An 11377-nucleotide genomic window follows, 5' to 3' on the forward strand; every position below is an offset into this window, starting at 1 on the left:
ATCAGGCGGCGCGCCGGGTCGGGGAGATCCGCCGGGCCGTACGCGGCCCGGCCGTTCGGGGCGTGCGGTCCTTCGACCACGACCCGGCCGCCGGCCCGCTCAGTCCCGCTGGGTGGCGGTCAGCCCCCAGCGGATCCCGGGCGCCGAGGTGCGCACCTGCACCCCGAACGACCGGCCCTGCTCCCCCGCGAGCTCCACCGAACCGAGGCCCGTCCCGTCCACCGGGCACCCGACCCGGAACGTGACCGGCGTGGTGTCCCCGCCGCCCGGCACCACCGTGACCTGCACGTCCCCGCCGCCCTGGCAGCCGACCGTCACCGTGAACGGCCGGTCCGCGCTCGCCCCGCCGGTGACCGCGCCCCCGTCGCCGGTCCACTCCGGGATCCAGATCAGCCCGTCCGGTCCCGGGTGCGGCAGCACCTCGCCCGAGGCGGCCGCCTGCGCTCCCCCGGCCGGTCCGGCGAACGTGACCAGCACGCCCACCGCTGCCGCCAGCCCGAGACCCGTACGCCTGTCCATGTCCATCCCCCTGTGTTCCGTGACGAGATGCCGTCGGCCGCCCCCGGGTCCTGCCGCCCGGGCGCACCCGGACACTCTCGCGTCCCGACCGCACCCCGCGCCTGAGTACGGGTACTCAATCAGCCCCGGTGGGCGTTCCCTGTCACATAGGGTGGTTCGACGTACAGGCAGAGCATCGGCTCCGGCACACCGACCGACCCACCGAAGGAGAAGGACCCATGCGCTACCTGATGACCACCCGGCCGACCGACACCACCCCCGCCCCGGACGAGAAGCTGTTCGCCGAGATGGGCAGGTTCATCGAGGAGCTGACCGCCGCCGGCGTGCTGCTGGCCACCGGCGGCCTGGAGCCGGGCGGGGTGCGGATCACCTCCGCCGGCGACGAGATCACCGTCACCGACGGGCCGTTCGCCGAGGCCCGGGAGGCCGTGGCCGGCTTCGCCCTGGTCGAGGTCGGCTCCCGGGAGGAGGCGATCGAGATGGGCCGCCGCTTCCGCCGGATCGTCGGCGACGGCGAGAGCGTGATCCAGCAGGTCTTCGGCCCCTGACCGGCCACCGGACCACCCCGGGTACCGCACCGTGACCGCCACCGGCCTGCACCGCACCGTCGACGCGCTCTGGCGGCTCGAGTCCGCGAGGATCATCGCCTCGCTCACCCGCCTGGTCCGCGACGTCGGCCTCGCCGAGGAGCTGGCCCAGGACGCGCTGGTGGCCGCGCTGGAGCAGTGGCCGGCCACCGGCGTCCCGGACAACCCCGGCGCCTGGCTGACCACGGTCGCCAGGCGTCGGGCGGTGGACCACATCCGCCGCTCCGAGCGGCTCGGGCAGCGGCAGCGGCAGCTCGCCCACGAGGCGGCCCGCGAGCAGCCGGGCCCGGACGGAGAGCCGGGCCACGAGCCGGACCCGGAGCCGGAGCAGGACGACGTCCTGCGGCTGATCCTGATCTCCTGCCACCCGGTGCTCCCGACCGAGCAGCGGGTCGCACTGACGCTGCGGCTGCTCGGCGGGCTGACCGCCGACGAGATCGCCCGCGCGTTCCTGGTCAGGACGCCGGTGGTGGCCGGGCGGATCGCGGCGGCGAAGCGGACGCTGGCCGAACGGCGGGTGCCGTTCGACCTGCCGAGCGGCCCGGCGCTGGCCGAACGCCTCTCGTCCGTGCTCGAGGTCGTCTACCTGGTCTTCAACGAGGGCTACGCGGCGACCTCGGGTGACGACCTGATCCGCCCCGGCCTGTGCCGGGAGGCGCTGCGGCTGGGCCGGCTGCTGGCCCGGCTGGCCCCGGACGAGGCCGAGGTGCACGGGCTGGTCGCGCTGATGGAGATCCAGGCGTCCCGCTCGGCCGCGCGGACCGGCCCCTCGGGGGAGCCGGTCCAGCTGCACGAGCAGAACCGGGGCCGCTGGGACCAGCTGCTGATCCGGCGCGGCTTCACCGCCATGCTCCGGGCCCGGCAGGCCGGCGGCCCCCCGGGGCCGTACCTGCTGCAGGCGGCCATCGCGGTCTGCCACGCGCAGGCCCGCAGCGCCGAGGCCACCGACTGGGCGCAGATCGCCGCACTGTACGGGGCGCTGGAGCGGCTGCTGCCGACGCCGGTGGTCCGGCTGAACCGGGCCATCGCGGTCGCGATGGCCGACGGGCCGCAGGCCGGTCTGGCGCTGGTCGACGCGGTGCGCGGCGATCCCGCGCTGCGCGACTACCACCTGCTGCCGAGCGTGCGGGGCGATCTGCTGGCCCGCGCGGGACGGGACGCGGAGGCCAGGGACGAGTTCCACCGGGCGGCGGGCCTGACCGGGAACGCCGCCGAGCGGGCGTTCCTGCTGCGCCGCGCGGACGCGCTGACCCCGGCCGGAGCGGCGGGCACGACGCTCGGGGCGGCGGGTACGACGCTCGGGGCGGCCGTCGAGGGATTCCTGGCACGCGGCGACCTCGGCCCGGCCACCGTCCGCTCCTACCGCCAGACCCTGGGCCGGCTCGGCCCGGTGCTGGGTGACCGGCTGCCGTTGGAAGCGCTGACCGCCGCCCGGGTGGCGGAGGCGTTCGACTCCCTGTGGCGCGGCACCGCGGCCAGGACCTGGAACCGCCACCGGGCCGCCGTGCGGTCCTTCGCCGCCTGGGCGGCGCTGGGCGACCTGGCGGCCGGGCTCGACCGGCGGGCCGAACCCCGCTCCGCCGTACGGCCGCTCGGCCCGGAGGCACTCGCGGCGCTCTGGGCACTGCCGGGCGTCGCACCGCGCGAACTGACGCTGTGGCGGCTGCTGCACGAGTCGGGCGCGGGCGTCCGCGCGGTCCTGGACCTGGACGTGCAGGACCTCGACCTGGCGGCGCGCCGGGCCCGCCGCGACGGCACCGGTACCGGCACCGGCATCGGCTGGCGGGCCGGGACGGCGCTGCTGCTGCCCCCGCTGCTGGCCGGCCGGACCCGCGGCCCGCTGTTCCTCGCCGACCGGCGCCCCGGGCCGGGCCGCCGGCCCGCCGAGGCCGACCTGTGCCCGGAGACCGGCCGGGGACGGCTGTCGTACGAGCGGGCCGAATACCTGTTCAAGCAGGCCACCCGGCCGCTCGACCCGGCCGGCCGGGGCTACACCCTGGGCCGGCTCCGGCCGCGCCCCCACTCCCCCGGCTGACCGCCCCCGGCCCCGGGCTCAGACGCCCGGTGGCAGGGTCGCGTTGGCCGCCGTGTCCTGCTGCATCCGCACCCGGAAGCGTGGCCCCTGGTCGGCTGCGACGTACGTGGTCACGTACCCGGCCCCGATCAGGCGGTAGCGGGGGTTGCCGTGGTGCAGCGCCGCGTGCTGCTGGGCCTCGGTGTCCAGGACGCCGGTGCCGGCCTGGGCCGCCTCTGCGATCAGGAAGTCCGCGAACGGCTCCGCGTGCGCGGCCAGTTCGTGGGTGAGGATCTCCACGATCGTGCCGGCGAACAGGGTGCTCGGGGTGGCCACCACCTCGACCTTGATGCCCACCGCCGCTCCGGGGTTCGCCGCGAGCCACTGGCGCACGCCCGCGGCCGTCTCCTGGGTCAGGTTGTGCTGGTTCGTGGTGCCGTGCGGGATGGCGATCAGCTCGGTCGACCCCACCGGCATCCGGCTCCGGTTGACTCCGCTGATCAGCACGTTGGCGCCGGGCACGTTGGCCAGCTTGGTCAGCATCCGCCCGCCCAGCACGGGAGGTGCCGGCCACAGGCCCCAGGCGGCGTCGCCGGCCGCGGCCACCCGGTCGCAGGCGGTGAATTGCGCCTCGGCCGCCTGGAACACCGGGTCGCTCGTGAACAGATTGATGAAACGGACTGCCAAGGTCGTTCCCCCCTTGCAGGCCGGCGCCCCCGCGCCCGCCGAAACCCCCCACCGGCGCCGGGACCGGCACCGACGGACATCGTCCCACGGCACCTCCGAGCACAACAAGTGCCGCACCATGCACGGGAAATGACTGTCCGTCAGCCTTCGGTGGCGCCGCCGCTACCGGCCGCGCCGCGGCTTGCCCCGCTTGGCCCCGGCGGAGCCGCCCTGCGCGCCCTTCCCGGACGGCCGGCCGCCCACCGCCTTGCGCGCGCCCTTCGCCGTTCCCTTCGCCGCCGGCTTGGCGCCGGACCGGCCGCCGGCCTTCCCGCCGGACGCGCCCGCGGCGGGCTTGCGCCCCGCGGCGCCCGTCTCGCCGCGCCCGCCCTTCGGCTGCGCCGGGGCCGCGGCGATCCCGCGCGAACTGTTCACGGTCCGCCCGCGGACGATCCCGATGAACTCCTCCACCAGGTCACCGGTCTCCTCGGCCTGCGGCCAGGACAGCGCGACCCGCGACTCGGGGGCGCCGGTGACCGGCCGGTAGGTGAGGTCGCGGCGGTGGTGCAGCCGGGCGAGCGACTGCGGCACGATCAGTACGCCGATGCCGGCGGCCACCAGCTCGACGGCGTCCGCCGTGGTGGCGGGCCGCTCGAACGCGGGCCGGCCCGGCAGGCCCGCCCACTCCAGGGTGTCGTCGAGCGGGTGCAGCACGATCTCGTCGGCCAGGTCCTCGACCGCGACCTCGTCGACGGCCGTCACCACGTGGTCCTTGGGGACGATCACCACCGTGGTCTCGGTGTAGAGCGGGATCGCGTTCAGCTCCGCCTTGTCCACCGGGAGCCGCAGCAGTCCGGCGTCGGCGTCACCGCCGCGCAGCACACCGGCCGCCTCGGCGGCGTCCACCGCCACCAGGGTCAGCGGGACGTCGGGCAGCCGCTCGCCCCAGACCCGGACCCACTTGGTGGGAGTCACCCCCGGGACGTAGGCGAGCCGAAACGAGGGAGGTGCTTCCGAGCCAGTCACCCGCCCAGATTACCGGCCGTGGTCGGAGGTGGCGCACACGGTCGATACTCTTGACCCCATGAAGTCGCACCAGACCGCCCAGACGATGAAGCCCGCGACCGCGGCGAAGAAGCTGGGTGTGTACCTCGAGGCCACCCCCGCCGAGTTCCAGGAGGGTGTGGTCTCGCGCAACGAGCTGAACGCGCTCCAGGCCGATCCGCCCGAGTGGCTGGTGGAGCTGCGCCGCAACGGCCCGCACCCCCGTCCGGTGGTGGCGGCCAAGCTCGGCGTGTCCATCGCCGGCCTCGCCCGCGGCGGGGTCACCGAGGCGCTCACCACCGAGCAGATCGAGGAGCTGAAGAAGGACGGCCCGGAGTGGCTGCAGCGCGAGCGCGCCACCCAGGCCGAGGTCCGCAAGGAGACGGTCCGGATCAAGGAGAAGAACGCGGCGCGGCGCAACCAGCCCCGCAAGCCGCGCGCCTGACCCGCCGGCCCGCACCGAACGCCCGGCCACCTCGGTGGCCGGGCGTTCGGGCTTCACCGGCAGCGCCGGCAGGAGCCGCCGTCAGGGGGTCCGGGTGACCGCCAGTTCGCCGGCCAGGGTCCGGGACGGCCGGGGGATCTCGCCGAAGTCCTCGTCGTCGCTGTCGACGGCCAGGTGGTTGACCACCGCCTCCAGCGTGGCGGGCAGCCGCGGGTCGAGCCCTTCGTGGCAGCGCGAGAGGATGTCCCGGCGTACGGCCTCCGGCAGCAGCGGCCGGGTCAGCCGGACCCGCCGGCTCGGCGCCCGGACGGGCGGGGCGGCGAGCGCCTCGGCCTGGGCCCGCCAGTAGCCCGCGTCCCGGTTCTCGCCGAGGGTCAGGTGGTAGAGGTGCAGGCAGTACGCGGCGGTGTCGTTGCCGGAGCCGGCCGCGAACTGCCACCAGAACTGGGCGGCCTCCTCGCGGCCCGTGATGAACAGCAGGCAGGCGAAGACCACCGCCCCCTGCGGGTGGACCTCCTCGCCGCCGGCCAGCAGCTCCAGCGCGCGGGAGGCCTCGGGCGCGTTGAGGACGAGGGCCGCCGCCAGGGCCAGCTCGTGGGCGGCCTGCTCGTGCTCGGACGGGAGCCGGGCCGGGGCCGCGGCGAACTGCCCGGCCCCCACCGCGGGCCGCTCCGGCGCACCGCCGGACGCCCGTACCGCACCGCCGGACGCCCGTACCGCGCCACCACCGCCCGGACCCCGCTCGCCGCCCTCGCCGCCCGCGGTGTCCGAACCGTGCGCGCGCAGCCAGGACCGCAGCCCCGGGCCGTCCTCGCCGGTGGTCACTGGCCAGCCCCCAGTTCGGCGAGCCCGGGCCGGCCGAGCGTGTGGACGAGGCGGCGGCGGGCGTGCCGCAGGCTCGACCTCAGGGTGGCGAGCGGGGTGCCCAGGTAGGCGGCGATGCTCTCGTCGTCGAGGTCCAGGCAGTACTTGAGGATGACCACGTCGTGCTGGCGCTCCGGGAGGTCGAGGATGGCGCCGAGCAGGCCGAGCTGCTCCGGCAGGGTCTGCAGGCCGAGCCCGTCCCGGGCCCGGAAGTGCCGGACCGCCGTGTCGAAGGCGGCCGTCCGGACCAGCCCGGGGCGGGTCTGCCCGGCCGCCGCTAGCTGTATTGACCCGCAGGGTTGTTGACACGGCTGATCGGTGGTTGTCCTCCGATGGCGGTGTGGCAACGATGGTAGTTGTAGCGGTGGAGGAAGTCGGAGAGCGCTTCGGTTCGTTCCTGGTTGCTGGCGTAGGGCCGCTGGTAGGCCCATTCGTCGAGCAGGGTGCGGTTGAAGCGCTCGACCTTGCCGTTGGTCTGCGGGCGGTAGGGGCGGGTGCGCTTGTGCACGATGCCGGATGCGGCCAGGGTGTCGCGCCATTGGTGTGACTTGTAGCAGGAGCCGTTGTCGGTCAGGACGCGTTCGACAGTGATGCCGAGGGCGGTGAAGAACTGCTCGGCGCGGTGCCAGAACGCGGTGGCGGTCTCCTTGCGTTCGTCGGGCAGGACCTCGCTGTAGGCCAGGCGGGTGTGGTCGTCGACGGCGCTGTGGACATAGCTGTAGCCGATCTTCGGTGTCCCGCTCGGAGTTCTCAGGCCGGTGGTGGCGTACCGGTTGCTCTCGCCGGCCTGCCGGTCCATGACGCGGTGGCCGCCGCCGTCGGGGATGTTGCCGAGCTTCTTGATGTCGACATGGACCAGTTCGCCGGGGCGTTGGCGCTCGTAGCGGCGGATGACCTGGCCGGTGGGCCGGTCCATCCATCGCAGCCGGTTCATTCCGTGGCGGGTCAGGATCCGGTGGACCGTCGAGGGCGGCATACCGAGGATCGGTCCGATCCTGGCGGGGCCGAGCTTGTGTTCACGTCGGAGCCGGCAGACCTCGGCCTCGGTCGTGGCCGGTGTGCGGTGCGGGGTGGTGCGGGGACGACTGGGCCGGTCGTGGAGGCCGGCGTCGCCCTCCGCCCGCCAGCGTCGGACCCACTTGTGGGCGGTCGTGCGGGAGATCCCCATCTCGGCGGCTATGTGCGCGACCGGGCGTCCCGCCCTGACGCGTTCGACCAGGAGCCGCCTGCCGTGCACGGTCAGGCGGGCATTACGGTGGGACATGAAGACCTCCGGTGCGGTGCAGTCCTAGACAGCTCCACCACACCGGAGGTCTTTGCCTTTGATCAAGCCCGAGCACTGTCAACAACGCTCGTGATCAATACAGCTAGCCAGCCGGCGATGTGCTCCTTCAGCAGCCGCCAGGCGTACGCCGCGGGGATCTCCTGCCGCAGACCGATCGCCCAGTTGCGGGCGAGGTGATCCTTCATCGCGGCCACCACCAGGGCGGCGTCCCGGTCGCTGCCGACCTGGGTGCGGGCGAACCCGGTCCACGCGGCCTGGTGGGTGGCGCAGAACGCGTCGAAGGTCAGGCGCAGCCGTGCGCCCTCCGGCGCCGTGCCGCTGGTGTCGCCCACCGTCCGCCCTCCCCGGTCGCGGCCGGCCGCCGCTCGCGCGTCCCTGTCGATCGTCATCCCTGTCCTTCCGGACGAGCGGGCCCGTCCCGCGGCGGCCGTCGGCGCGAGGCCCCGCCCCCGGGGTCGGCGGCCCGGCGGCGGGCTGCCGACCGGCCTGGGAACGGGACCGGTGGAGCGACTACCGACGGTACCAGTACGACTACAGGAATGACTGTCGGGTGGTCAGATGTCTTTGCTTTCAGGCTATTTGTCGCATCGATGGTATCCCGCCGCGGCGCTGCCACCGGTCCGGGCGGATTGGCGGGGGCCTGCCAGGGGCATGATGCCGGGCGCCGTGATGGCGTAGCGTGACCGGTCGGTCGAGCTGAGGGGGCAACAGATGGCGGCGGACGACGCCGAGGTGAGGCTGGAGCTGCACCGGGCGCACTCGGCCCGGATGTACGACTACTACCTGGGCGGGACGACCAACTTCGCCGCCGACCGGGAGGCGGCCGGCCAGGTGATGGCGGTCTTCCCGTGGGCGGAGACGGCGGCCCGGGTGAACCGCTCGTTCATGCACCGTTCCACGCGGCTGCTGGCCCGGGCGGGGATCCGGCAGTTCCTGGACATCGGGACCGGCATCCCGACCCGGCCCAATCTGCACGAGATCGCGCAGCAGGCCGCGCCGGAGTGCCGGATCGTCTACACCGACAACGACCCGATCGTGCTGGCGCACGCGCAGGCCCTGCTGCTCTCCACCCCGCAGGGGCGCACCGCGTACGTGGAGGCGGACGTCACGGACCCGGCCGCGGTGCTGGCGTCGGCGCAGCTGCGGGCGACGCTGGACCTGGCGCAGCCGGTCGCGCTGAGCCTCAACGCGCTGCTGCACTTCGTCCCCGACAGCCGGGGCGCGAAGGACATCGTCGAGTACTTCAAGTCCGAACTCCCCTCGGGCAGCGCCCTGGTGATAACGCACGGCAGCCCGGACTTCGCACCGGAGCAGGCCGAGCGGATCACCCAGGTCTACGCGGCCGCCGGTACCGCGGTGCAGATGCGTACCCGGGACGAGATCGCCCGTTTCCTGGACGGCTGGGAGCTGCTGGAGCCGGGCCTGGTCGCCACCCACCGGTGGCGTCCCGAGGGCGGGCGGCCCGATCCGGCGGTCACCGACTCGCACGCCTCGGCGTACGCGGCCGTGGCCTTCAAGCCCTGACGCCGCCCGGGCGCGCCCTGACAGAGGCGTCCCGGTCTCAGGCCTCCCGGTCCCAGGCGTCCCGGTCCCGGGCGTCCCGTTCCCGGGCGTCGCGGCGTCGGCGCTCCCGCCCGGCGAGGGGCTCGGGCACCAGCGCGAGCACCGCCCGGTCGTCGCCGTCCGGGCCCTGGGCGCCGGCCGACCAGCGGTCCGCGTCGGCCCGGACGAAGGCCGCCACCACCTGCGGCTCCGGCGCGTGCCGGCCGGCGAACCGCCAGGCCAGCCGTTCCAGCAGCGGGTAGAACGCCCCACCGGCGTTGCGGGCCTCGCTCACCCCGTCGGTGTAGACCACCACGACCTCGCCGGGCCGTACCGGGTGGACGGTCACCTCGCCGGCCCCCGGGGCCAGTTCGCCCAGGGCGAGCGGCAGCGCGGGTGCGGTGGCCAGCCGGCGGACGCCGTAGGGGCCGACCACGACGGGGGCGGGGTGCCCGCGGTCGACGATCCGCACCTCGCCGCCGCCGGCCGGGAACTCCAGCAGCAGGGCGGTGACGAACAGTTCGGTGTCGCCCGCCACCCGGGCCGAGTTGCGGGCGATGCTCAGTTCGAGCCGTTCGGCCAGCCGGCTCAGGTCCTTCCACTCGTGCGCCGACACCCGGAAACTGCCCAGCACCGCGGAGACGGTCTGCACCGCGTCCAGCCCCTTGCCCCGGACGTCGCCGACGATCACCCGCACCCCGAACGGGGTCTCGCACAGGTCGTACAGGTCGCCGCCGACCAGCGTGCCGCCCTCGCCCGCCTCGTAGAACCCGGCGGCCCGCAGCCGGCCGAGCCGCTCCGGGATCGGGCGCAGCAGGGTCAGCTGGACCGCCTCCGCGACCGAGCGGGCGCGGACCAGGTGCTCCTGGGCCCGGATGCGCTGGCGGGCGAGGGCCACGCTGGCGATGCCGATCAGTACGGTCGTCAGGTAGAGGGCCACGTGGTGCTGCTCGGCGAAGTGGCCGGGGCGCCGCGAGGCCATCCACATCTCCAGCAGCACGCACAGCGCGGCGGCCAGCGCGGTCCGGCGCGGGCTGCGGGTGGCGGCCGCCAGCGGCGGTACCGCGATGAGCAGGAAGCTCACCGGCTCGCGGCTGTACAGGGTCAGTTCCAGCACCACGTCCAGCAGGACCAGCAGGACGGGTGCCCACCAGACCCAGGAGCGGCGGAGGGGGCCCGCCGGCCACCCCGGCAGTCCCCGGCCCCACCGGGCCCCACCGTCCCGGGAGTGCGCCATGGGCCCCACTGTAGGCACTGCACCGGCGGGTCGCCGGGACGGCCGGGGCTCCCCGGCGCGCCGTCCGCGCCCCGCGCTCAGGGGCGGGGGAAGCGCCAGCGGGTCTGGCTGTACCCGCCCTTGCCGAAGCCGAACACCGTGGCCGGTTCGACCCGGAAGACCAGGTCCGCTCCCCCGGCGCTGTGGAAGAACCCGTCGCCGACCTCGAAGTGCCACTCGCTGCCGTACTTGGCCTCGTACGCGGCGGCGACCGCCCGCAGCGCGGGGTCGTCGGTGAGCCGGACGGCGTCGCCCTCGACCACCAGGTCCAGGCCCTCGTGCAGGAGGTTGGTGCCGGTGGTGAGGACGCAGTGCGGGTTGCCGGCGAGGTTGCCGGCCTTGCGCTCGTGGGCGCCGGTGCAGAAGTGCAGCGCGCCGTCCACCCAGACGGCGATCAGCGGCGTGACGTGCGGGCGGCCGTCCGGGCGGACGGTGGAGAGCCAGTACAGTTCGGCCGCGGCGAGCCGGGCGCGGGCCTGCCGCCAGGGGGTGGGGGCCGCGCCCTCGTCGCTGTACCGGGCGTCGAGTTCGGCCACCGGCTCGCGCTCCGCCATCTGCACCCCTTGTCCACGTGCCGTTCGCGGGCGGCGCCCGGCGGGCCTTTGGATCGCCCTCATTCTCCCCGGTGGCCGCCGTCCGCGGCGGGAGGCCGCGGCCCGTGTCGCGCGCGGACCGGGGCCGGACGCGCCGGTGCCCCGCGCACCCCTGGGTGGGGGTGGGCGGGGCACCGGACGTGCGTCGTGCGTGGGCCTTACTTGGTGAGGCCGGCCTTGACGGAGCAGACCGGCCAGGCGCCGGGGCCCTGGGAGGCGAGGACCTTCTCGGCGACGTTGATCTGCTGGGCCTTGGTGGCGAGGTCGGCGCGCGGGGCGTAGGAGGTGCCGCCGAAGGCGGCCCAGGTGCTGTTGGTGAACTGCAGGCCGCCGTAGAAGCCGTTGCCGGAGTTGATCGCCCAGTTGCCGGTCGACTCGCACTGCGCGACCTTGTCCCAGGTGGAGGCCGGGGCGGCGGACGCCCCGGTGGCCGTGACGAGTCCGGCCACCGGCAGGGCGATGACCGCACCCGCCATGACGGCCATCCGAACGCGCTTGCGCTTGGTGGCGGTGGTGGTGGCAGCGGAAGTCTCGTTACGGAA

Annotated in this window: 13 protein-coding genes and 1 pseudogene; 4 read left to right on the plus strand and 10 right to left on the minus strand. The window is 75.0% G+C overall.

The genetic code is table 11. From position 1 onward, the window contains the following. Positions 1-99: 99 nt before the first annotated feature. On the minus strand, positions 100-519 hold the full coding sequence (locus AC2TEW_RS23425) for a hypothetical protein (protein WP_484625296.1): 420 nt from the start codon (positions 517-519) through the stop codon (positions 100-102). Positions 520-737: 218 nt separating this feature from the next. Between AC2TEW_RS23425 and AC2TEW_RS23430 the strand changes: the two genes are divergently transcribed. Continuing rightward, positions 738-1067 carry a YciI family protein gene (locus AC2TEW_RS23430; RefSeq protein ID WP_484625297.1) on the plus strand — a complete coding sequence of 110 codons (330 nt, stop codon included), beginning with the start codon at positions 738-740 and terminating at the stop codon, positions 1065-1067. Positions 1068-1098: 31 nt separating this feature from the next. Continuing rightward, on the plus strand, positions 1099-3141 hold the full coding sequence (locus tag AC2TEW_RS23435; RefSeq protein ID WP_484625298.1) for a DUF6596 domain-containing protein: 2043 nt from the start codon (positions 1099-1101) through the stop codon (positions 3139-3141). Between the two features lie 18 nt (positions 3142-3159). Here the strand turns inward: AC2TEW_RS23435 and AC2TEW_RS23440 are convergent, their stop codons facing one another. Next, positions 3160-3807 (minus strand): hypothetical protein, encoded by a 648-nt coding sequence (locus AC2TEW_RS23440; protein ID WP_484625299.1) that lies wholly within the window; start codon positions 3805-3807, stop codon positions 3160-3162. Between the two features lie 162 nt (positions 3808-3969). Then, positions 3970-4812, minus strand: a complete 843-nt coding sequence (locus AC2TEW_RS23445; protein ID WP_484625300.1) for a LysR family transcriptional regulator substrate-binding protein — start codon at positions 4810-4812, stop codon at positions 3970-3972. A gap of 58 nt (positions 4813-4870) precedes the next feature. On the opposite strand from AC2TEW_RS23445, the gene AC2TEW_RS23450 reads away from it, so the two are divergent. Further along, positions 4871-5275, plus strand: a complete 405-nt coding sequence (locus tag AC2TEW_RS23450; protein WP_484625301.1) for a DUF5997 family protein — start codon at positions 4871-4873, stop codon at positions 5273-5275. 81 nt (positions 5276-5356) lie between these two features. On the opposite strand, the gene AC2TEW_RS23455 is transcribed toward AC2TEW_RS23450, so the two are convergent. The 4 genes from AC2TEW_RS23455 to AC2TEW_RS23470 form a co-directional block, all read right to left on the minus strand. Then, complete coding sequence (locus tag AC2TEW_RS23455; RefSeq protein WP_484625302.1) at positions 5357-6100, minus strand: hypothetical protein; 744 nt, start codon at positions 6098-6100, stop codon at positions 5357-5359. Then, positions 6097-6486 (minus strand): RNA polymerase sigma factor, encoded by a 390-nt coding sequence (locus AC2TEW_RS23460; protein WP_484625303.1) that lies wholly within the window; start codon positions 6484-6486, stop codon positions 6097-6099. Before AC2TEW_RS23460 ends, AC2TEW_RS23455 begins: the two co-directional genes overlap by 4 nt. Next, positions 6417-7403, minus strand: a complete 987-nt coding sequence (locus AC2TEW_RS23465) for an IS481 family transposase (protein ID WP_484625304.1) — start codon at positions 7401-7403, stop codon at positions 6417-6419. Before AC2TEW_RS23465 ends, AC2TEW_RS23460 begins: the two co-directional genes overlap by 70 nt. A gap of 62 nt (positions 7404-7465) precedes the next feature. Next, on the minus strand, positions 7466-7813 hold the full coding sequence (locus tag AC2TEW_RS23470) for a hypothetical protein (protein ID WP_484625305.1): 348 nt from the start codon (positions 7811-7813) through the stop codon (positions 7466-7468). Positions 7814-8135: 322 nt separating this feature from the next. Here AC2TEW_RS23470 and AC2TEW_RS23475 point away from each other — a divergent pair, with 322 nt between their 5' ends. After that, positions 8136-8948 carry an SAM-dependent methyltransferase gene (locus tag AC2TEW_RS23475; RefSeq protein ID WP_484625306.1) on the plus strand — a complete coding sequence of 271 codons (813 nt, stop codon included), beginning with the start codon at positions 8136-8138 and terminating at the stop codon, positions 8946-8948. A gap of 37 nt (positions 8949-8985) precedes the next feature. Here the strand turns inward: AC2TEW_RS23475 and AC2TEW_RS23480 are convergent, their stop codons facing one another. The 3 genes and pseudogenes from AC2TEW_RS23480 to AC2TEW_RS23490 all read right to left on the minus strand — a co-directional run. Continuing rightward, positions 8986-10203 carry a PP2C family protein-serine/threonine phosphatase gene (locus tag AC2TEW_RS23480; protein ID WP_484625307.1) on the minus strand — a complete coding sequence of 406 codons (1218 nt, stop codon included), beginning with the start codon at positions 10201-10203 and terminating at the stop codon, positions 8986-8988. 77 nt (positions 10204-10280) lie between these two features. After that, positions 10281-10796 (minus strand): pyridoxamine 5'-phosphate oxidase family protein, encoded by a 516-nt coding sequence (locus tag AC2TEW_RS23485; RefSeq protein WP_484625308.1) that lies wholly within the window; start codon positions 10794-10796, stop codon positions 10281-10283. Between the two features lie 200 nt (positions 10797-10996). Next, positions 10997-11320, minus strand: a pseudogene (locus tag AC2TEW_RS23490) (transglycosylase family protein); the annotation flags it as partial. Positions 11321-11377: the final 57 nt, after the last annotated feature.

The sequence above is a fragment of the Kitasatospora sp. NEAU-CNBT7 genome (assembly GCF_057220535.1).

Bases quoted from the DNA above. Each gene is read 5' to 3' on its own strand.
- AC2TEW_RS23450 (WP_484625301.1), top strand. From the start codon at position 4,871: ATGAAGTCGCACCAGACCGCCCAGACGATGAAGCCCGCGACCGCGGCG.
- AC2TEW_RS23470 (WP_484625305.1), bottom strand. From the start codon at position 7,813: ATGACGATCGACAGGGACGCGCGAGCGGCGGCCGGCCGCGACCGGGGA.
- AC2TEW_RS23465 (WP_484625304.1), bottom strand. From the start codon at position 7,403: ATGTCCCACCGTAATGCCCGCCTGACCGTGCACGGCAGGCGGCTCCTG.
- AC2TEW_RS23430 (WP_484625297.1), top strand. From the start codon at position 738: ATGCGCTACCTGATGACCACCCGGCCGACCGACACCACCCCCGCCCCG.
- AC2TEW_RS23485 (WP_484625308.1), bottom strand. From the start codon at position 10,796: ATGGCGGAGCGCGAGCCGGTGGCCGAACTCGACGCCCGGTACAGCGAC.
- AC2TEW_RS23425 (WP_484625296.1), bottom strand. From the start codon at position 519: ATGGACAGGCGTACGGGTCTCGGGCTGGCGGCAGCGGTGGGCGTGCTG.
- AC2TEW_RS23480 (WP_484625307.1), bottom strand. From the start codon at position 10,203: ATGGCGCACTCCCGGGACGGTGGGGCCCGGTGGGGCCGGGGACTGCCG.
- AC2TEW_RS23475 (WP_484625306.1), top strand. From the start codon at position 8,136: ATGGCGGCGGACGACGCCGAGGTGAGGCTGGAGCTGCACCGGGCGCAC.